Origin of the sequence: Pseudonocardia autotrophica (genome assembly GCF_003945385.1) — a bacterium.
Lineage (GTDB): Bacteria > Actinomycetota > Actinomycetes > Mycobacteriales > Pseudonocardiaceae > Pseudonocardia > Pseudonocardia autotrophica.
Genome location: NZ_AP018920.1, coordinates 2,336,558 through 2,355,624 on the forward strand (window position 1 = coordinate 2,336,558; position 19,067 = coordinate 2,355,624).

Sequence of the window (19,067 nt, forward strand, 5' to 3'; positions counted from 1 at the left end):
CGGGGCGCCGCTCCGGGCCCGCCGTCACTTCAGGAGCTTGTGCACCTCGCGGAACCGCGGGTGGGTCGCGTCGCGCAGCCACTCGAACAGCACCATCTCCGAGGTGACGATCTCGGCGCCGGCGGCCCGCGCCCGGTCCAGGGCGGCGGCCCGGTCCTCCGGGTCACGGGAGCCGACGGCGTCGGCGGCCAGCAGCACCCGGTGGCCGTCCTCGATCAGGCGCAGCGTGGTCTGCAGCACGCAGACGTGCGCCTCCATCCCGGTCACGACGATCTCCGAGCGGCCGGGCGGCACCAGCCCACCGGGATCGGCGCCGAACGAGGACTTGTGCGTGACGAGATGCGGATAGCCGGCCAGCGGCTCGACCGTGGGGCCGAGCTTCTCCGGGATCTGCTCGGTGGCCAGCACCGGGACCCCGAGCAGGGTCGCGGCCTCGGCGAGCCGGACGGTCCGGTCGATCACCCGGTCACCCTGGTGGATCACGGGGGCCAGCCGTTCCTGGAGATCGACCAGGAGCAGGACGGCGGCGTCGGCGGTCATCAGCACACCGCTGACGGTAGCGGCCGGGATCACTCGCAGGCGACCCCGTCGTTGTCGCGATCCAGCGGCCCGCGGTAGCCGGGCTGGCCACGCAGGATCGGCGCGGCTCCGGCGGCCCGGGCCGCGGAACAGTTCTTGTAGTACACCCCGCCACCGCCGGACGGCGCGGGCGGCGGTGCCTGCACCGCGGGCTGTGGTGCCGCGGTGGGCCGGGGCGCCGCGGTTCGCGGCGCGGCCTGCAGTGGTGCCGGTGCCCGGGTCGCCGGCGGTGAGCTGGCCGGAGCCGGAGCCGGAGCCGCTGCGGGGGCGGGGGCGGGGGCAGGCCGGGCGGTTCCGGCGGTGTCGGTGTCGGTGGCCGCGGTGGTGAAAGGCCCGCAGCTGCGGCCCCGGTCGAGCCCGGTCAGCCCGCTCAGGTAGGACGCCGAGGCGTTCTCACCGCCCCGGTAGACGCCGGTGTGGTCGGCCGGGACCATCAGCCGTCCGAGATCCCCGGCGGACACCGCGACGTAGCGGACCTCGCGCCCGAAGCGGTCGAGATCGACGCCCGGCTCCCGGGTCAGCGTCACGGTGCCCGCGGTGAGCAGCCGCCGCGCGGCGGCGGTCGCGGCGTCCCCGCCGGTGGTGCCCACCTCGCAGGAGTCGATGCCGATCACCCGGATCCGGCGGTCGCCGACCCGGAAGGTGTCGCCGTCGATCACCGAGGTGACCACGACGGTGTCCGGGTCGACGCCGAAGCCGGTCCGCGAGGACGCGCCGTCCGAACCGGGTGCCGTGGCCGGTGCGGCGGCCGCCGCCGGCGCGGACGCGGACGGATGCGCCGCGGCGGTGTCGACCGCGGTGTCGGTCCCGGGGGAGTCCGGCCCCGAGCACGCGTACACGACGCCGGTGACGAGCAGGACGGTGCCGAGGAGCCCGGCCTTGGACACGTGTTCCTCCACGGGAGGAGAAGGGGAGTCCCCGGCGAGTGCCGGGATCTGCCGGTTCGTCGTGTCCGTGCGGGATGTCGTTAGCCGCGCTCCACAGAACTGATGACTCACCGTCGCACCGCGGATCCGTGCGGTGATCGGCCCCGGCTACGGCTCCTGCCGCCGGGAGGCCTCGATCACCTGGTCGAGCACGACGCGCAGGTCCTCCAGCTCGTCGAGCGGCATCCCGAGCCGCTCGACGATCGCGGGCGGGATCGCCTCGGCCCTGGCCCGCAGCGCCCGCCCGGCCGAGGTCAGGGTCACCGCGAGCGTCCGCTCGTTGCCGGGGACCCGGCGCCGGTCCACCAGCCCGGCCGCCTCCAGTCGCTTGAGCAGCGGCGACAGCGTGCCCGGATCGAGTGCGAGCTCGTCGGCCAGCTCGCCGACCGAGCGCGGCGAGCGCTCCCACAGCGCCAGCAGCACCAGATACTGCGGGTGGGTCAGGCCCATCGGCTCGAGCAGCGGCCGGTACAGCGCGATCACGTTCCGCGCGGCGACCGCCAGCGCGAAGCAGACCTGCCGGTCCAGCCGGAGCAGGTCGTCCGGGTCACCCTGGGATGCGCTCACCACGTCCCGCATCGTACATTGTTGGTGCACCAAGAATTGGGGGTCCAATCGTGGGCGAGTCGATCCGACCCGGTCCGCTGCGCTGGTTGCTCTACGCCTACGGCGCTGCGCTGCCGGCCCGGCACCGCAGCTGGGTACTGCACGACGTCACCGCGCCGAGCTGGCAGCTGCGCCATCTCGCGCGGGTCACCGTGCAGCTGCTGCCGATCGGCGTCGCGCTGTTCCTGCTCATCCCGGGGCCGACGTACGTCAAGGCGCTCTCGGTACTGGCCGGGGCACTGCTCGGCTACTTCTACTCGGTCGCCTACATGTACGAGTCGGCCGAGCACCGGGTGGCGAAGGCCGGCTATCCGGTGGGGCACGCCGCGGCGGTCCGTGCCGCGGCCGGCGCGGTCGACCGAGCGGCGGCGCAGGAGCGCTACGAGCGTCGCTGGCGCGACTGAACACCCGTTGACGCCGAAACATCAGACTTTTAATGTCATGACGTGCAGCCGATCGCGTCCGCCGTCACCTTCCTGTTCGTCCCCGGCTCCCGCCCGGACCGTTTCGACAAGGCGGTCGCCAGCGGTGCCGACGTCGTGGTGCTCGACCTGGAGGACGCGGTCGCCCCGGACGGCAAGGCCGCCGCGCGCGCCGGCGTGCTGGACTGGCTGGCCGCCGGTGGCCGGGCGATGGTGCGGGTGAACGGCACCGGCACGCCGTGGCACGCCGAGGACGTGGCCGCCGTCGCCGGGACCGGCTGCCCGGTGATGCTGCCGAAGGCCGAGTCCGGGCGGCAGCTCGCCGGGCTGGCCGCGGCACTGCCCGGCGGAACCCCGATCGTGCCGCTGATCGAGACGGCCCGCGGCGTCCGGCGCGCCGAGGACGTGTGCGGGGCACCCGGCGTCGTCCGGCCGGCGTTCGGCAGTGTCGATCTCGCCGTCGATCTCGGGGTGGACCACACCGACGACGACGCGTTGCGGGTCGCCCGCTGCGAGCTGGTGCTCTCCGCCCGGTCGGCGGGAGTCACCGCCCCGATCGACGGTGTGACGACCGCGGTGCGCGACGCCGACCGGCTGCGCGCCGACACCGCGGCCGGCGCGGCGCTCGGGATGACCGCGAAGCTGTGCATCCATCCCGCGCAGATCGACGCCGTCGCCGCCGCACTGCGGCCGACGGCGGAGCAGCTGACCTGGGCCCGGGCCGTGGTCGAGGCCGCCGGCGCCGGTGCGGTGGCGGTCCTCGACGGCGCGCTGGTCGACAAGCCGGTCGTCGACCGGGCGCGTGCGCTGCTCGCCCGGGCCGGTGAGCGTCCCACCGGACCGGGCTGAAAGCGCCCGCTCCGTCAGCCCAGCAGCGGCTTCACCCGGGTGCCGAAGTCGTGCACACCCTGCTCGAAGTCGTCGAAGGTGAACATCATCCCCTTCACCCCGGGCATCGTCGCGACCTGGTCGATCTGCCGCGCCACGGTCTCGTAGCTGCCGACCAGCGTGGCCATGTTGAAGTTCACCGCGCCCTCCGGGAGGTTGATCGTCCGGGCGGTCCCGGAGCCGTCGGCGGTGGCGTCCTTGCTGCCCTCGTCGGACATGTAGCCCAGCGCCGCGGCGTCCGCCCCGGCGTTGTAGGAGGCCCACTTGGCCTGGGCCTCTTCGTCGGTCTCGGCCATGATCGCCATGAACAGCGGCAGCGATCCCACGTCCCGGCCGGTCGCCTCGGCGGCCGTCGCGAGCCGCTGGGTGGACTCCCGGTAGACCTCCGGGTCGTTGACGCCGGGGGAGAGCACGAAGTTGTAGTCGCCGTACTCGGCGACCATCCGCATGCCCCGCTCGGACTGCCCGGCGCAGACGATGTCCACGTGTCCGGAGGGTCGCGGGGAGAGCACACAGTCGTTCATCGTGAAGTGCTCGCCCTGCAGGTCGCAGCGGCCCTTCTCGAACAGGTCGCGCAGCACCCGCACGTACTCGGTGGAGTAGTCGTAGCGGTAGGAGAAGTAGTCGTCGCCCGGCCACAGGCCCATCTGGTCGTACTCGCCCTTGGCCCAGCCGGAGACGATGTTGATGCCGAACCGGCCGGGTGCGATCGAGTCGATCGTGGTCGCCATCCGGGCGACCAGCGCCGGCGGCAGCGTGAGCACCGCGGTCGAGGCGTAGAGCTTGATCCGCTCGGTGACGGCGGCGAGCCCGGCCATCAGCGTGAACGACTCCAGGTTGTGGTCCCAGAACTCGGTCTTCCCGCCGAAGCCGCGCAGCTTGATCATCGAGAGGGCGAAGGCGAAACCCTGCAGCTCAGCCTCCTGCACGACCCGCTTGTTGAGGTCGAAGCTCGGCATGTACTGCGGGCTGTTCTCGGAGATCAGCCAGCCGTTGTTGCCGATGGGGATGAAGACGCCGAAGTCCATGGGGGGTCCTTCCGGTCGGAGGATCAGCCGGCCGCGGCGGGCCGGACGGCGGGGGAGGAGCGCAGCACGGGTGCCACCTCGCGGGCGAGCAGGTCGAGTGAGGCGAGCGCGTGTTCGACCGGCATACCGGCCCAGTCGGTGCGGAGTACGAAATGGTCGACGCCGAGCTCGTCGCGCCACGGCACCAGCGCCGCGAGGCAGTCCTCCGGCGAGCCCACCACGAACCGGTCGTGGGCGAGGTCGTCGTAACCGGCCCGGAACGACTCGTTTCCGGGCAGGACACGGTCCTGCCCCCAGTCGGCGTAGACCTCGTACTTGGCGGCCAGGTGTGGCCGGGCAAGCTCGAGCGCGCGCTCCCGGGTGGGCGCGCAGAAGATCTCGCGCATCAGCGGGAGCTCGCCGAGCGGCTCGCGGCCGTGCGTCGCTCGCTCGGCGTGGAACAGCTCCAGCTGACGGCGCACGGTGCCCGCCGTGGCGTGCGGGTTGATCATCCAGGTGTCGGCGAGCCGGGCCGCCCGGCGGACGGCGGCGTCGGAGTTCGCGGCCATCCACACCGGCGGCGACGACGCCGGCCGGGTGGTCGCGCGGACCCCGTCGAGCCGGCACCACGGCAGGTCGGCGTGCACCGGCTCGCCGGACCACAGTGCGCGGACGATCCGCAGGTTCTCGGTGAACCGGCGGACCTTCTCCCCGGGCGGGATGCCGAACGCGGCGTACTCTGTCTCCCGGTAGCCGAGCCCGATCCCGAACACCGACCGGCCACCCGCGACGACGTCGAGCCCGGCGTAGCTCTCCGCGGTGTCCACCGGGTTGTGCAGGGCCAGCAGGTGGATGCCGGTACCGATCCGCAGGTCGCCCGCGTCGGCGGCGAGCCGGGCCAGCCAGGGCAGCGGCTGGATGTGCGAGAACGATTCGGGCAGGTGGTGCTGCCCGGCGAAGATCGAGTCCAGGCCGCCGTCGCGGGCCGCGCGGACCAGCCGCAGCTGCTCGTCCAGCGCGGTCAGCGGATCGCGGCCGGCCGGCTGCTGGTGGGTGAGGAACACCCCCACCTGCACCGGGCGGTCAGCCACGGCACGCCTCGGCGAAGTCGGCGGCCGGGGTGGCGTCGCCGAGCCCCAGCACGGCCGCCTGTACCCGGTCGGCGACGGCGTCCGGCGCGGCCCGGCCGATGGTGCTGCGGAACTTGTCGACGATCTCGGCGTTGGCGAGCGGGCGTTCCTCGTGGCCGCGGTTGACCTGCTCGCGGTGCCGCAGCACCCGGCCGTCGGCCAGCTCGATCTCGACGGCGCCGGAGTAGGCGGCGGGGAACGCGCTGTCCGGGTCGTCGCTGACCTGGACCTTGCGGGCCAGGTCGAGCACGGCCCGGTCGGCGAGCGCGTCGTCGTCCAGCTCGGTGAGGGTGAACCGGCCGCGCAGCAGCGTGGTGGCGACGACGTAGGGGAGGCTGAACTTGGCGTCGTACTCGTCGCGCGGGGCCCACTTCGCCGCGGGCGGCTCGCAGACGACCTTGGCGGGGACCGGATGGATCGCGCACCGGATCGCGACGATGCCGGTGTCGCCGATCTCCGGCCGGAGGGTGAGCGCGGCGTCGGCGAAGGCGTGGATGAAGTGGCAGATCGGGTACGGCTTGACGGCCGTGCGCATCAGCTCCCAGGTCTCGCCCAGGCCGGTCCCGACGGCGTCGGGCCGGGTCTCCCGCCCGGCGAGATGGGTGTTGTAGAGGCCGAACCGGCCCTCGTAGACCTCGGCCGGGCCGCTCCAGCCCGCCTTCGCGAAGCCGGCGGCGGTCAGCCCGGACATCGCCGCCCAGCCGGGGTGCAGGCGCTTGGTCCAGGAGCCGTCGGCCAGGAACTCCAGCAGGCCGGCGCTCATCGAGCCGACGATGCCCTGGGCGGTGGTGATCCCGGCGGCGTCCAGCCCGGAGACCCGGCCCGCGGCGACCGCGGCCCCGAAGGCTCCGGCGACGGCGGTCGGGTGGAAGCCGACGTCGTGGAACCCGCCGGCGCCGCCGATCCCGACCCGGGCCGAGACCTCGACGCCGAGCACGTAGGCCAGCAGCAGCGTCCGGGTGTCGGTGCCGGCGGCTACCGCGGCGGCGAGCGCCGCGGGCAGCGCGGCCGCGGACACGTGGGTGACGGCCGGGATGTGCGTGTCGTCGAAGTCCATGCCGTGGATCAGCACGCCGTTGAGCACGGCGGCGTCCCGGGCCGGGAGCCGGTCCGGCAAGCCCAGCACCGGCTGCTCGCCCGCCCCGCCGAACGCGGTCAGCGCCCGCAGCGCGACCCCGGAGAACGGGTGCGAGGTGGAGGCGAACGCCAGCCCGACGGCGTCGAGCACCAGGTGGCGGGCGCGCTCCAGCACGTCGGCGGGGATGTCGTCGAGGGTGGTGCGGGCGGCGAACTCGCCCACCGTGGCGGCCAGGGTGGCGCGCGGCGGTGCCTCGCTCAGGGTCATCGGTGACCTCCAGGTCGGTGCGAACAGCTCAGATGTGGTCCGGTGGGAAGGGCCCACCGATCCGCTCGGCGACCGGCGTCCGGCGCCGGTGGTGATCGGTGCGGTCCTGGAACAGGGCCGCCACCCGCAGCGCGGTGATCTCGTCGTGCGGGCGGGCGATCAGCAGTGCCGAGACCGGGCAGCCGTCCGGGGCGAACCCGGTGGGCAGTGCCAGGCCGGGCGCGCCGGTGAGGTTGCCGAGCATCGTCGCGCGGGACTGGGCGGCGTAGAGCGGGTAGCGCTCGCCGTCCACCGTGACGGTGCAGTCGGGCAGCCGCGGCGCCGTGCCGGGGGTGGTCGGGACCACGATCAGATCGGCCCCGGCGAACACCGCGTCGAGCTCGTGCTGCAGCTGTACCCGGAACTGCAGTGCCCGCAGGTGATCGGCGGCCGGAGTGGTGATGCCCTGGCTGATCCGGCGCACCGTCACCGGGTCGTAGGAGTCCCAGCGGGCGGCATCGGCCCGGTGCACCGCGGCGGCCTCGGCGAACACGATCTGGTAGCCGATCGGCAGGGCCAGGTGCGCCGACGGGATCTCCCCGGCGACGACCTGGGCCCCGGCCCCGGTGAGCACGTCGAGCAGATGGTCCACCCCGGCCCGCACGGCGCCGTCGCACAGTTCGGTGAGGTAGCCGCCGGGGCAGGCGATCCGCAGCCCGCGCAGGTCCGCCGGCACCGACACCGGCGGCAGTGCCGGGAGCTCCGGGGCCCGGGGATCACGTCCGTCCGGGCCCCGGAGCAGTCCGAACACCAGCCCGACGGTGCGCGCGTCGCGGGCCAGCGGGCCGATCGTCTCGGCGGTCCAGGACAGCGGCACCGATCCGGTCCGCGGGATCGCCCCGGCGGTCGGCTTCAGGCCGGTCAGTCCGGACCAGGCGGCGGGCAGCCGGACCGACCCGCCGACGTCGGTGCCCAGCCCGAACGGCACCACCCCGGCGGCGACCGCGGCGGCGGTGCCGGTGGAGGAGCCGCCCGCCCAGCGTCCGGTGTCCCACGGGTTGCGGCAGGCCCCGGTCAGCGGCGGGTGCGGCCCGCCGACGGCGAACTCGGTGGTGGCGTCCTTCGACACCGCGACCGCGCCGGCCGCCTCCAGCCGGGCCACCACGGTCGCCGACTCCGCGGCGGGGGCGGCGTCGGCGCGGGTGCGGGAGGCGGCCGTCGTCGGGACGCCCGAGACGTCGATGACGTCCTTGACCGCGAACGGGACGCCGGTCAGCGGCCCGTCCACCGGCCGCGCGCCGAGTGCCCGGTCGCGCAGCACCCGGATCGTGCAGTTCAGCTCGGCGTGCAGCCGTTCGAGCCGGTCCAGCGACTCGGGCACCCGGCCGGACCAGGCGGCCCGCAGCGCCGCGGCGAGCGGATCGTCGCCGGTGGGCCGGCCGTCCGTCGCGGCACCGGCCGGCGGGCGGAGCCAGTACTCGCCGGCGGCCGGATCGGCGGCCGCCGGCGGGACCGGGATCCCGCGCAGCTCGGACACCGCCGACTCGGCGCCCGCGACCGCCTCGGCCATCGCCGAGAGCTGTGCCGGGTCGAGCGCGTAGCCCAGCCGGGCGGCGAGTGCGCCCAGCTCGTCGGGGGAGCTCACCGGATGGTCGCCTTCCCGGCCAGCAGCGCCTTCGCGACGACGCCGCGCAGCACGTCGTTGGTGCCCTCGCCGATCGACATCAGCGGGGCGTCCCGGTAGAGCCGTTCCACCTCGAACTCGGTGGAGTAGCCGTAGCCGCCGTGGATCCGCATCGAGTCGATGGCGCACTCCAGGGCCTGCTCGGAGGCGAAGATCTTGGCCATGCCGGACTCGGTGTCCATCCGGACGCCGTCGTCCATCCGGGACGCCGCCCAGTAGGTCATCAACCGGGCCGCCTGCAGCCGGACCGCGATCTGCGCCAGCCGCTGCTCGACGGCCTGGAACTCGCCGATCGGGCGGCCGAACGCGGTCCGCGCCCTGGCGTAGCCCAGCGCCTCGTCGTAGGCCCGCTGGGCGATCCCGACGCTGCGCGCGGCGATGTTGATCCGGCCGGTCTCCAGCGACGACAGCGCCTGCTGAAGCCCGCGGCCCTCCACCCCGCCGAGCAGCTGCGAGGCGGGCACCCGGACGTCGGTGAGCACGACCTCGCAGGACTCCGGGCCCTTGTAGCCGAGCTTGCCGATGTCGGCGGTCACCTCGAAGCCGGGGGAGCCCGCCTCGACGAGCAGGATGCTCATGCCCTTGTGCGCCGGGTCCGCCGACGGGTCGGTCTTGACCAGCACCGGCAGCGGATCGGCGTACCGCGCGTTGGTGATCCACATCTTGGTGCCGTTGACGATGTAGTCCCCGTCGGGGCCGTCGCGCCGGGCGGTGGTCCGGATGCCCTGCAGGTCGGTGCCCGCGCCGGGTTCGGTGAGCGCGATCCCGGTGCGCCGGGCGCCGGTGGCCAGCTCCGGCAGGTAGCGCCGCTTCTGCTCCTCGGTGCCGTGCCGGGCCAGCATGAAGCAGGACACCGAGTGGCTGCCGAGGATCCCGGCGACGCCCATCCAGCCGCGCGAGATCTCCTCGAAGGCGAGCGCGAACGACACCGTGTCCGCGGACAGGCCGCCGTGGGACTCGGGCACCGCGAGGCCGAACAGCCCGAGCTGCTTCATCTTCTCGACGATCTCGGTGGGGTAGCGGCCGGACTGTTCCCACTCCCGGGCGACCGGCACGATCTCGGTGTCGACGAAGTCGCGCAGGGTCTCCCGGAAGAGGCGCTGCTCGTCGGTGAGCCGGAAGTCCATCTCAGTCCCTCCCCAGCGCACCGGAGTCGCGGAGCGCGGTGATCCTCGTGTCGTCGTAGCCCAGCTCGCGCAGCACCCGGTCGGTGTCGGCGCCCATCGCCGGTGCCGCCCGGGTCGGCGCCCGGTCCGCGCCGGGCGGGCCGACCCGGACCGCGCTGCGCAGGCTGCGCACCGCCCCGAAGACGGCGTGGTCGGTCTCGGCGAGCAGGTCGCGCTCGATCGTGTGCGGGTCGGTCAGCGCCCCGGCCACGTCCCGGATCGGGGCACACGGGATGGCCGCCGCGTACATCGGGGCCAGCCAGTCGGCGACGGTGCGGGTACGGATCAGCTCCTCGAGCAGCGGCAGCAGCTCGTCGCGGTGCTCGGCCCGGTCGGCGAAGGTGGCGAACCGCGGGTCGTCGGCCAGCTCGGGGCGCTCCAGCACCACGGTGAGCCGCTGCCAGAACTTCTCCTTCGCACAGCCCACGACCAGCCAGCCGTCGGCGGCCTCGAACGCCTGGAACGGCACCAGCGACGGATGCGCCGACCGCCGGGTACGGGTGGGTTCGTAGCCCGCGGTCAGGTGCCAGGTCCCGGGATAGGTGAGCAGGCTGACCGCGGTGTCGTAGAGCGACAGGTCGCAGTCGGTGCCGACGCCGTCGCGGCGGGCGCCGTGGATCGCGCCGAGCAGCGCGATCGCGGCGACGTAGCCGCCGCAGTAGTCGACCAGCGACAGGCCGGTCTTCTGCGGGGCCCCGCCGGGCTCACCGGTCAGCGACATCCAGCCGCCGAGCGCCTGCAGCACGTAGTCGTAGCCGGGCTCGGTGGAGCGCGGGCCGGTCATCCCGAACCCGGTCAGCGAGCAGCAGACGATCCGCGGGTTGATCTCGCGCAGGTCCTCGTAGCGGATGCCGAGCTTGGCCGGGACGTCGCCGCGCAGGTTGGAGTAGACGGCGTCGGCGGTGCGGACCAGGTCGTGGAAGACCTCGCGGCCCTCGGTGGTGCGCACGTCGAGGGTGATCGAGGACTTGTCCCGGTTGAACGACTGGAAGAACAGCGAGTCGCCCTGCTCGGCGTAGGGCGGGATGGTCCGCCCGACGTCGCCCCCGACCGTCGGGTCCTCGATCTTGATGATCTCGGCGCCCAGTTCGGCCAGGTGCATCGACCCGAACGGACCGGCGCCGTACTGCTCCAGCGAGACGATCCGGACGTCGTCCAGGGGCCGCCTCACACGTCCTCCAGGGTGAGCGGGGTCGCCGCCTGCGGGAACAGCGATCCGGCCCGCTCGGCGCCGCGCCGGTGCACGTAGAAGGTGCGCTTGAAGGTGAGCACCTCGACGGCGTCCTGGTTGAGGGTGCGGGTGCGGATGGTGACGATCCCGGCGGCCGGACGCGAGCCGGACTCCCGGACGGCGAGCACGATCGACTCCGACCAGAGGGTGTCGCCGGCGAAGACCGGGGCGGTCAGCCGCAGGTCGTCCATGCCGAGGTTGGCGAACGCGTTCTGGGTGGTGTCGATGACCGACTGGCCCATCGCGACGGCGATCGTCAGCGGCGACACCACCAGCATCCGGCCGAACTCGGAGGACTCGCCCACCTGCCGGTTGAAGTGCGACTGGTTGGTGTTCATCGTCAGCAGGGTGAACCAGCTGTTGTCGGTCTCGGTGATGGTGCGCCCGAGCGGGTGCTGGTAGATGTCGCCCACCTCGAAGTCCTCGAAGAAGCGTCCCTGCCATCCCGGCTTGATCGTCACGCGTTGCGCTCCCTCGTCGGCCGCGACCGGGGCAACGGTCACGGGTCGTCGCTGACCTGTACGGGGCGGGCCGGGTCCGGCGCGCCCGAGGCCCGCCGACCGTAAACGTCAGACACTTAACGAGGCAAGGGTTTCCTGAGGTTACGGTGTCGGTCTGATGTTTCTCCGGGGCGCGACCCGATCGGGGCCCCGCCGGCCGGTACGCTCGGCCGGGCCCGCCGGTGTGGCGGGCCGGATCCGACGCGGCCGAGCTGTGGAGCGTGACCATGAGCCCGAGTGCGCGACGCCCCACGGGCCGGTCCGGGGCGGCTGCCGTCCCGGCGGCGCCGACGGCCCGGCTGCAGGTGCAGCGGGTCCGCCCGGCCTACCGGCAGGTCGCCGACGAGCTGCGCTCGCAGATCATGCGGGGCGCACTCGCGCCCGGCGCGCGGTTGCCCGCGGAGAGCGAGCTGACCGGCATGTTCGGGGTCAGCCGGTCCACCGTGCGCGAGGCGCTGCGGGTGCTGGCCAGCCAGCACCTGATCGACACCCGGCGCGGGGTGCAGGGCGGTTCGTTCGTCGCCGCACCCGATCCCGCCCGGCTGGTCGAGGACGTCGGCGGTGCGCTCGGCGTGCTCGTCACGACGCCGCGGCTGGGGATGGCCGACCTGCTGGAGGCCCGGCTGCTGCTGGAGCCGGCCGCTGCCCGGCTGGCCGCCCAGCGGTCCGCGCCGGAGACCGTCGAGGCGCTGCGCGCGGCCGCCTCGGCGCCGCGTGACCCGCGCGACCCGAGCGGTTTCGTCGAGCACATGGACTTCCACACCACGGTGCTCATGGCGACCGGGAACCTGATGCTCACGATGATGGGCCAGCCGGTGGGCGACGTGCTGCGCACCCGGCTGGACCGGGCCGCGGTCCCCGCGCAGCGCTGGGCCGAGGTCGACGCCTGCCACGGCGAGATCACCGAGCACATCGCCCGTGGTGAGGCGGCCGAGGCCGAGGAGGCCATGCGCAATCACCTGCTCGACCTGCGTGATCTGTACGGCAGGCCGGGGGCCTGGAAGTCCGACTGAGGCCGGGCCTCGGTGCCCGGCAGTCCCGCGGGCAGGATGGCCGCGTGCGCACCGTCCTCGACCTGCTCCGGCTGCTGGCCGACCGGGCCGACGGCGCCGCGCCCACCGAGGAGCTGACCCGGGTCGCGGCGGAGCTGTCGGGCTCCGCCCCGGAGGCCGGCGCGCTCGCGCTGCGGGTCGGCGCCGCGATGGACGCCGGCCGCCGCCGCGAGTCCGAGCTGGCCGCACTGGTCGAGATCGCCCGGGACCTCGCCTCCGGGTCGGACACCGGATCGGTGCTGGACACGATCGTCCGCCGGGCCAGGGTGCTGCTGGGCACCGACGTCGCGTACCTGACCCTCTACGACGCACAACGCGGCGACACCTACATGCGGGTCACCTCCGGGTCGGTGTCGCGCCGGTTCCAGACCCTGCGGCTCCCGCTGGGGGCCGGCCTCGGCGGTCTGGTCGCGGCCAGCCGCACCCCGCACCGGACCGGCCGCTACGCCGGTGACGACCGCTACCGGCACACCGAGGAGATCGACAGCGCGGTGCGGGAGGAGGGCATCGTCGCCATCTGCGGCACCCCGCTGCTGGTCGACGACGAGTTCGTCGGCGTGCTCTTCGCGGCCAACCGCTCGGCCCGCCCGTTCGGTGCCGACGACGCAGCGCTGCTCGGCTCGCTGGCCGCGCTGGCCGCCGTCTCGCTGGTGCAGGCGCGCCGGCTCACCGACACCGCGACCGCGCTGGAGGCGCTGCGCGGCGCGCACGCCGCGATCGCCGAGGCCTCGGACGCGCACGACCGGTTCGCCGGTGTCGTGCTGGACGGCGGCGACGTCGACGACATCGCCGAGGCACTGGGCAGGCTGCTCGGCTGCTGGGTGAGCGTGCTCGACCCGGACGGCGTGCCCGCTGCCCGGCACGGATCGGTGCCGGGCGGGCTGGACGCTGCGGCGGCGCTGCGGCGGGCCGGGAACAGTGCGGGCCGCCCGGTCGCGGTGCCCTGTGCCGGTGGCGCCTGGGTGACGCCGGTGATCGCCGGCGGGCAGCGGCTGGGCACCCTGCTGCTCGGCGGGCCGGTCCGGTCCGGCGATGCGGCACCCGGGCCCGGTGCGGAACCGGCCCCGGGCCGGCCGGTCGAGCTGACCCCGGGGCAGGTGCGGATCGTCGAGCGGGCCGCGATGGTCACCGCGCTCGTGCTGCTGCTCACCCAGCGCGCCGACGAGTCCGACCGGATCGACCGCGCCGACGGGATCGCGGAGCTCCTCGCGTCCGGGGAGCCGCGACCGGCGACGCTCGCCCGGCTCGCCGCGCTGGGCGTGTCCATCCGCCACCCGCACGTCCTGCTGGTCTGCCGGACCCATCCGGCCCGGCGACGTGCGCTGGTCCGGGAGGCGGCGACCCTCGGCGGGCGATCCGCACTGGTGGGCGAGCAGGACGGAGCGGTCGTCGTGCTGCTACCCGGCGACGACCCGGCTGCGGTGGGTGCCCGGCTGGCCCGGCCGGCGTCCGAGCAGGACCCGGACGGTGTCGTGACGGTGGGCGCGGCGGGACCGTTCCGGCCTGCGGACGGCGCCGGCCCGTTGTACGCCGAGGCCCGCCGCTCGATGGAGGCGCTGCTCGCGCTGGACCGGGCGGGGGAGTCGGCGACCGCCGCGGAGCTGGGCTTCGCCGGGCTGCTGCTCGGTGAGCGGCCCGATGTCACCGGGTACGTCAGCGGGATACTCGGCCCGATCGCCGAGCACGACGAGCGCCGTGGCAGCGATCTGCTGCGGACCCTGGAGGCGTACTACGCGGCCGGGGCCAGCCCGACCCGCGCCGCGGCGGCGCTGCACGTGCACGTCAACACGGTCGCGCAGCGCCTGGACCGGATCGGCCGGCTGCTGGGGGAGGGCTGGCAGGACCCGGAACGGTCGCTGGAGCTGCAGCTGGCCCTGCGGCTGCACCGGCTCGGCCGCTCCTGACGAGGCTCCGCCGGGCCGTCAGCGGGGGCTGGTGACGAACAGGTCGAACAGCTGCGGGTTGTAGGCGTGCACCAGGATCCCGAAGATCACGATGTCGAACGTCAGGTGCACGGTCAGCACGTAGGTGAACGAGCGCGTCCGCTGGAAGATGTAGCCCTGCAGCAGCGCGAACGGGATCGTGAGCAGCGGTCCCCAGCCGCGGTAGCCGAGCTCCCAGAGGAACGCGACGAACACCGTGGCCTGCAGCAGGTTCGCCTGCCAGAACGGGAAGTGCCGTCGGAGCAGCGCGAACACCGTGCAGATGAAGAACAGCTCGTCCCACAGGCCGACCGCGTTGACCCCGATGAACAGCCGGGCGATCTCGTTCGTCGTACTGATCTCCGGCCAGTTCTGATAGGCGCCGGTGCCGATGAAGTACACCGGCAGGATCAGGTACCCGGCGACGACGACCAGCGCCAGGTAGCCGTACTCGAAGCCGCTCCAGCGCTTCCCGGTCAGCATCGGGAAGCGGATGATGTCCTCGCCGAACCAGAAGCGAGACACCAGCAGCGGCACCAGCACCGCCAGCGAGAGCACCACCGTGAAGCGGAGCATCCCGGCGTCGCTGAGGTCGGCCGCCAGCGGCATGGTGCTGATGATCACCAGACCGGCCGCGATCAGCGCGAGATGGCGCAGCAGCAGCCGATCGACCGCGGCGGCGAGCCCCAGACCCGCGACGATCAGCAGGTAGCCGACCGGGCGTTGCTCGAACCCGAACAGGGCCACCGCCGACACGGCGACCAGCGCCGCCGCCGTCAGACGGCCGACGGCGGACCGGTCGGTGTCGCTGCTGTCGGTCGTCGCCCCGGCGCTCACCCGCCCAGCATGGTGTGACCGGGGCGAAAGGGACAAGCCGGGCGGAGGACGGGATGGTCCTCAGCCGGGCGGCTCCTGGTCGATCCCGGTGCCGGAATCGCCCTCGACCGGGTCGGTGTCTCCCGTGTCCTGCGTGCCGGCGGGGTCCCGGTCCCGCTGCCGGTCACCGTCCGCGGGATCGACGGTCCGGCCGAGGACGCGTTCCTCGAGCTCGTCCAGAGCACGTGCCGGATCGACCGGGGGCTGTCGGGCGCCGTGGGTGTCCTCGTGCGATGTCACGTCCGCGGGGTACCCGCACTGCCGGGCCGGCATTCCTGTGGCACTGCCGGGCCGGCATACCGGTGGCACTGCCGCCGGCACACCGACAGCGCTGCCTGGCAGCACCGGGAGGCCTCACGGGCATCGGCCCACGACCGGTCGTTCCGGTGATCGGCGGGCTCAGGCGTCGGCGGTCAACCGGGCCCTGGCCAGCCGCTCGACGAGCTCGGGCAGCGCACCGACCGGGCTGCCCCGCAGGTCCTCGCATGCTTCGCGGACCGTCGCGGAGACGACGGCGGGTGATGTTCCGGGCCCCAGCTCGGCCAGCAGCCGGGTGATGGCGTCGGCGGCGCGGGCGAGATCCGGGTTCACCGATGGTGCCGATCGACACCCCGTCCGGTGCTGCCGCCACACGCCCGCGCGAACCGCCCGATCACCCGCATCGTCGCCTCCGTCCCGTCGGTTTCCGTCCGTACGGTTACGGGGTACCCGGTCGGCGGAAGATCATGCGCAAGATCTGTGACGGCGCGCTCAGCTGCGTGCGGGTAGCGCCGAGCCCGGCTCCGGCAGGCCCCTGCGGACCAGCTTTCGAAGCAGCGCGTCCACCGGCCCCGGCAGGCCGAACCGCTCCAGGCCGGTCGCGACCGACACCGACACCGACCAGGCGACGACCGCGGCCAGCGCCGCTCCGGCCGCTCCGGTCCCGGCACCGAACCCGAGGAACGCCTGCGACAGCAGCCCGACCAGCAGGCACGACTGCAGCAGGTAGCAGGTCAGGGAACGCCGCCCGGCGGCCGCGAGCGGACGCAGCACGACCGGCAGCGGCGCGCCCTGCAATCGCGCACCGAGCAGACCGAACGCGGCCGCGTAGCCCAGCCCACCGGCGAGCCCGGACAGGATCTGCAGCAGGGTCGCGGCCGGTGCGAGCCCGGCGGGCAGCACGCCGTGCTCGACCAGCACCAGTGGCACCGCGGCCAGCACCGCCACCGGGATGCCCACCCGCACCAGGCGGCGCAGCAGCCCGGCGTACCGGCCGGCGTCGGCCAGGACCCGGTGCCGTCCGGCGAGCACCCCGATCAGCAGCGCGACCAGCACCGGCCACACCACGACGTTGGACACCACCGCCACCAGCCAGACGATCAGCCGGACGAACAGTCCCTCGACGTCGTGCCCCAGCATGCCCGGTGCGTAGGGGCCGCTCGGGCCCTCGTCCACCGCGCCGAGCGTGAACGCCACGATCGCGACGCTGTTGAGCGCGAGCAGCAGGTACCCTGCCCGGCGCACCGTGGCGTCCGGCCGGAACACCAGCCCGGCGACCAGCAGCAGTGCCAGCCCGTACGCGCCGAGGATCTCGATCGGCGCCACCAGCAGCGCGTGCACCAGCCCGAACACCAGCAGCCAGCGCCCGCGGCGCCGGATCGAGCGGCGCGCGTCCCGCTCGGACACCCCGGACGCCCGCAACCGGGTCACGCTCAGCACCAGCCCGTAGCCGAGCAGCGCGGCGAACATCGGGTACGCCCTGCTGTCCACCAGCAACGTCGTCCCGATCGTGACCACGGTGTCGAGAACCGACGGTGCCGGCGGGGTGCCGGTCAGGTAGAGCGGGGCGTGCGCGAGCACGATCAGCAGCAGCATCGCGCCGCGGGCCAGATCGGGCGCGACCATCCGGGGTGGGCTCACCGGGCGTGCTCCGATCCGTGCGGCGGGTCGAGCAGGCCGTGGTGCAGTGCCCGCAGCACGGCCCGGGTGCGGTCCCGGGTGCCGAGCTTGAGCAGCACGCTCGACACGTGGTTCTTGACGGTGCCCTCGGCGAGGAACAGCACCTGCGCGATCTCCCGGTTCGCGTACCCGCCCGCGAGCAGCCGCAGCACCTCCAGCTCCCGCTCGGAGAGCTGCTGGATCGGCACGTCGTCGTCGGGCGGGGCGGGGCTCTCGCGGACCACCCGCAGCAACCGCTCGGTGATCGCCGGGCTGATCAGGGTGCCGCCGTCGGCGAGCGTGCGGACGGCGCCGACCAGCTGTTCGAGGGTGACGTCCTTCAGCAGGTAGCCGCGGGCGCCCGCGCGCAGCGCCCGCAGGACCAGCTCGTCGTCGTCGAAGGTGGTGAGGACCAGGACCGGCACGTCGAGACCGCGGGTGCGCAGCTCCTCGAGCGCCCACAGGCCGTCGTGGCGGGGCATCCGCAGGTCCAGCAGGACGACGTCCGGTGCGTGCTCGGCGACCGCGGCGACCCCCTCCGCACCGTCGGAGGCCTCGGCGACCACCTCGATGTCGCCCGGGATGTCGAGCAGCCCGCGGATCCCGTGCCGGACGAGCGTCTGGTCGTCGACCAGGCAGACCCGGATGCTCACGGCAGCACCGCCGTCACCGTGAAACCGCGCGGCGCCGCGGCGCCGAAGTCGACGGTCCCGCCGAACGCGCCGGTCCGCTCGGCGAGCCCGCGCAGCCCGTTGCCGGGGACGATCTCGCCGGTCGCGCCGCGGCCGTCGTCGCGCGCGTGCAGCCGCAGTCCGCCCTCGGCCGCCGGGTCGATCTCGATCCACACGTTCGCCGCGTCGGCGTGCCGGATCGCGTTCGTCAGGATCTCCTGCACGCAGCGGATCACGGCCACGGTGTGCTCCTCGTCGGCCTCGACGTCGTCGGCGACGGTCAGGTGCACCTCGGGCCGGGGCAGCTGCGCGGTGATCCGCTGCAGCGTCCCGGTCAGGTCGGGTGCCCGTCTGCGCAGCTCACCGACCGTCGAGCGGACGTCGGCGAGCAGGTCCCTGGCGATGCCGCGGGCCCGGTCGACGTGCTCGGCCTTGTCGTCGCGATGGGTCGCGATCTCCAGCTCCAGGGCGAGCGCGGTCAGCTGGTGCCCGACCAGATCGTGCAGCTCGCGGGAGATCCGCAGCCGTTCCTCGGCCCGGCTGGTCTCGGCCAGCACGGCGCCGGCGGCGGCCAGCTCGGCGTGCGCCTCGGCCAGCTGCGCCCGGGACCGCTCCTCCCGGCGCAGCGCCACCAGGAGCAGTACCGACGACAGCTGCAGCATCAGGTAGATCGCGCCCGCGGTCAGCGAACCGGCGAGGCTCTGGCTGCCGCCCAGCATTCCGACGACCACGACCACACCGCAGTTCAGCAGCACGATCACGGCGGTGACCCGGTACGGCACGTGGTAGACCGACAGCGCGGCGGTGAACACGAGCAGGATCGGCAGCCATCCGAACGCCGGCGCGAGCAGCACCAGGGCGGCGGCCGCCACCACCATCACGGCCAGCAGCCAGCGGGTCGGGGCCGCCCCGATCCACTCGTCCAGCCAGCCGCCGAGGATCAGCGCGGCCAGGAACACCGCGTAGATCGCCCACCACAGCCACGACGGCCCCAGTGGCCTGCCGCCGCTCGGGTCGAGTTGTTCGAGGGCCATCGGCACGGCCAGGATCAGGCAGAGCGCCGTCATGATCATCCCGGCGACGACGTTCGGGTCGATCCTGCGCATACCGGGCACAGTAGACGGGTCGGCAAGGCGCCCCGGAGTGCCGGAAGTCATGGGCGGCGG

Annotated in this window: 20 protein-coding genes; 4 read left to right on the plus strand and 16 right to left on the minus strand. The window is 74.1% G+C overall.

The window, feature by feature from the left end:
* Positions 1 to 24: 24 nt before the first annotated feature.
* The 3 genes from Pdca_RS11020 to Pdca_RS11030 form a co-directional block, all read right to left on the minus strand.
* Complete coding sequence (locus tag Pdca_RS11020; RefSeq protein WP_232021666.1) at positions 25 to 540, minus strand: isochorismatase family protein; 516 nt, start codon at positions 538 to 540, stop codon at positions 25 to 27.
* 29 nt (positions 541 to 569) lie between these two features.
* The gene (locus tag Pdca_RS36805; protein WP_232021512.1) at positions 570 to 1,466 is read right to left on the minus strand and encodes an excalibur calcium-binding domain-containing protein; all 897 of its coding nucleotides are present in this window, start codon (positions 1,464 to 1,466) and stop codon (positions 570 to 572) included.
* 147 nt (positions 1,467 to 1,613) lie between these two features.
* A complete protein-coding gene (locus Pdca_RS11030; RefSeq protein WP_232021667.1) occupies positions 1,614 to 2,072 on the minus strand; it encodes a MarR family winged helix-turn-helix transcriptional regulator in 459 nt (152 codons plus the stop codon).
* Positions 2,073 to 2,122: 50 nt separating this feature from the next.
* Here Pdca_RS11030 and Pdca_RS11035 point away from each other — a divergent pair, with 50 nt between their 5' ends.
* Both Pdca_RS11035 and Pdca_RS11040 read left to right on the plus strand, forming a co-directional pair.
* Positions 2,123 to 2,515, plus strand: a complete 393-nt coding sequence (locus Pdca_RS11035) for a DUF5313 family protein (protein ID WP_085914258.1) — start codon at positions 2,123 to 2,125, stop codon at positions 2,513 to 2,515.
* Positions 2,516 to 2,557: 42 nt separating this feature from the next.
* Positions 2,558 to 3,382: an HpcH/HpaI aldolase/citrate lyase family protein gene (locus Pdca_RS11040; protein ID WP_085914257.1), complete on the plus strand. Its 825-nt coding sequence runs from the start codon at positions 2,558 to 2,560 to the stop codon at positions 3,380 to 3,382.
* 14 nt (positions 3,383 to 3,396) lie between these two features.
* Here Pdca_RS11040 and rutA read toward each other — a convergent pair whose 3' ends face one another.
* The 7 genes from rutA to Pdca_RS11075 are packed head-to-tail and all read right to left on the minus strand — an operon-like array spanning position 3,397 to position 11,424.
* Complete coding sequence (rutA, locus tag Pdca_RS11045; protein WP_085914256.1) at positions 3,397 to 4,449, minus strand: pyrimidine utilization protein A; 1,053 nt, start codon at positions 4,447 to 4,449, stop codon at positions 3,397 to 3,399.
* Positions 4,450 to 4,472: 23 nt separating this feature from the next.
* The gene (locus Pdca_RS11050) at positions 4,473 to 5,519 is read right to left on the minus strand and encodes an LLM class flavin-dependent oxidoreductase (protein ID WP_197719967.1); all 1,047 of its coding nucleotides are present in this window, start codon (positions 5,517 to 5,519) and stop codon (positions 4,473 to 4,475) included.
* Complete coding sequence (locus Pdca_RS11055; protein WP_085914255.1) at positions 5,512 to 6,903, minus strand: MmgE/PrpD family protein; 1,392 nt, start codon at positions 6,901 to 6,903, stop codon at positions 5,512 to 5,514. The genes Pdca_RS11050 and Pdca_RS11055 overlap by 8 nt, the downstream gene beginning before the upstream one ends.
* 28 nt (positions 6,904 to 6,931) lie before the next feature.
* Entirely contained in the window at positions 6,932 to 8,527 is a 1,596-nt protein-coding gene (locus Pdca_RS11060) for an amidase (RefSeq protein WP_232021513.1), read from the minus strand.
* The gene (locus Pdca_RS11065; protein ID WP_085914254.1) at positions 8,524 to 9,693 is read right to left on the minus strand and encodes an acyl-CoA dehydrogenase family protein; all 1,170 of its coding nucleotides are present in this window, start codon (positions 9,691 to 9,693) and stop codon (positions 8,524 to 8,526) included. The genes Pdca_RS11060 and Pdca_RS11065 overlap by 4 nt, the downstream gene beginning before the upstream one ends.
* A 1-nt stretch (position 9,694) precedes the next feature.
* Positions 9,695 to 10,903 (minus strand): CaiB/BaiF CoA transferase family protein, encoded by a 1,209-nt coding sequence (locus Pdca_RS11070; protein WP_085914253.1) that lies wholly within the window; start codon positions 10,901 to 10,903, stop codon positions 9,695 to 9,697.
* Complete coding sequence (locus Pdca_RS11075) at positions 10,900 to 11,424, minus strand: MaoC family dehydratase (RefSeq protein WP_085914276.1); 525 nt, start codon at positions 11,422 to 11,424, stop codon at positions 10,900 to 10,902. The genes Pdca_RS11070 and Pdca_RS11075 overlap by 4 nt, the downstream gene beginning before the upstream one ends.
* A gap of 266 nt (positions 11,425 to 11,690) precedes the next feature.
* Here Pdca_RS11075 and Pdca_RS11080 point away from each other — a divergent pair, with 266 nt between their 5' ends.
* Together Pdca_RS11080 and Pdca_RS11085 are read left to right on the plus strand one after the other, a co-directional pair.
* On the plus strand, positions 11,691 to 12,476 hold the full coding sequence (locus Pdca_RS11080) for a FadR/GntR family transcriptional regulator (RefSeq protein ID WP_085914275.1): 786 nt from the start codon (positions 11,691 to 11,693) through the stop codon (positions 12,474 to 12,476).
* 44 nt (positions 12,477 to 12,520) lie between these two features.
* Complete coding sequence (locus Pdca_RS11085) at positions 12,521 to 14,419, plus strand: helix-turn-helix domain-containing protein (RefSeq protein ID WP_085914252.1); 1,899 nt, start codon at positions 12,521 to 12,523, stop codon at positions 14,417 to 14,419.
* Between the two features lie 18 nt (positions 14,420 to 14,437).
* On the opposite strand, the gene Pdca_RS11090 is transcribed toward Pdca_RS11085, so the two are convergent.
* The 6 genes from Pdca_RS11090 to Pdca_RS11115 form a co-directional block, all read right to left on the minus strand.
* Complete coding sequence (locus tag Pdca_RS11090; protein ID WP_197719968.1) at positions 14,438 to 15,274, minus strand: CPBP family glutamic-type intramembrane protease; 837 nt, start codon at positions 15,272 to 15,274, stop codon at positions 14,438 to 14,440.
* 60 nt (positions 15,275 to 15,334) lie between these two features.
* Positions 15,335 to 15,553 carry a hypothetical protein gene (locus tag Pdca_RS11095; RefSeq protein WP_085914251.1) on the minus strand — a complete coding sequence of 73 codons (219 nt, stop codon included), beginning with the start codon at positions 15,551 to 15,553 and terminating at the stop codon, positions 15,335 to 15,337.
* Between the two features lie 159 nt (positions 15,554 to 15,712).
* Positions 15,713 to 15,904: a three-helix bundle dimerization domain-containing protein gene (locus tag Pdca_RS11100; protein WP_085914250.1), complete on the minus strand. Its 192-nt coding sequence runs from the start codon at positions 15,902 to 15,904 to the stop codon at positions 15,713 to 15,715.
* 159 nt (positions 15,905 to 16,063) lie between these two features.
* Positions 16,064 to 17,212 carry a DUF418 domain-containing protein gene (locus tag Pdca_RS11105; RefSeq protein ID WP_125911358.1) on the minus strand — a complete coding sequence of 383 codons (1,149 nt, stop codon included), beginning with the start codon at positions 17,210 to 17,212 and terminating at the stop codon, positions 16,064 to 16,066.
* On the minus strand, positions 17,209 to 17,883 hold the full coding sequence (locus tag Pdca_RS11110; protein WP_085914248.1) for a response regulator: 675 nt from the start codon (positions 17,881 to 17,883) through the stop codon (positions 17,209 to 17,211). The genes Pdca_RS11105 and Pdca_RS11110 overlap by 4 nt, the downstream gene beginning before the upstream one ends.
* Entirely contained in the window at positions 17,880 to 19,007 is a 1,128-nt protein-coding gene (locus Pdca_RS11115) for a sensor histidine kinase (RefSeq protein ID WP_158092224.1), read from the minus strand. The genes Pdca_RS11110 and Pdca_RS11115 overlap by 4 nt, the downstream gene beginning before the upstream one ends.
* Between the last annotated feature and the right edge of the window lie 60 nt (positions 19,008 to 19,067).

Bases quoted from the DNA above. Each gene is read 5' to 3' on its own strand.
- Pdca_RS11020 (WP_232021666.1), bottom strand. From the start codon at position 540: ATGACCGCCGACGCCGCCGTCCTGCTCCTGGTCGATCTCCAGGAACGG.
- Pdca_RS11055 (WP_085914255.1), bottom strand. From the start codon at position 6,903: ATGACCCTGAGCGAGGCACCGCCGCGCGCCACCCTGGCCGCCACGGTG.
- Pdca_RS11115 (WP_158092224.1), bottom strand. From the start codon at position 19,007: ATGCGCAGGATCGACCCGAACGTCGTCGCCGGGATGATCATGACGGCG.
- Pdca_RS11065 (WP_085914254.1), bottom strand. From the start codon at position 9,693: ATGGACTTCCGGCTCACCGACGAGCAGCGCCTCTTCCGGGAGACCCTG.
- rutA (WP_085914256.1), bottom strand. From the start codon at position 4,449: ATGGACTTCGGCGTCTTCATCCCCATCGGCAACAACGGCTGGCTGATC.
- Pdca_RS11080 (WP_085914275.1), top strand. From the start codon at position 11,691: ATGAGCCCGAGTGCGCGACGCCCCACGGGCCGGTCCGGGGCGGCTGCC.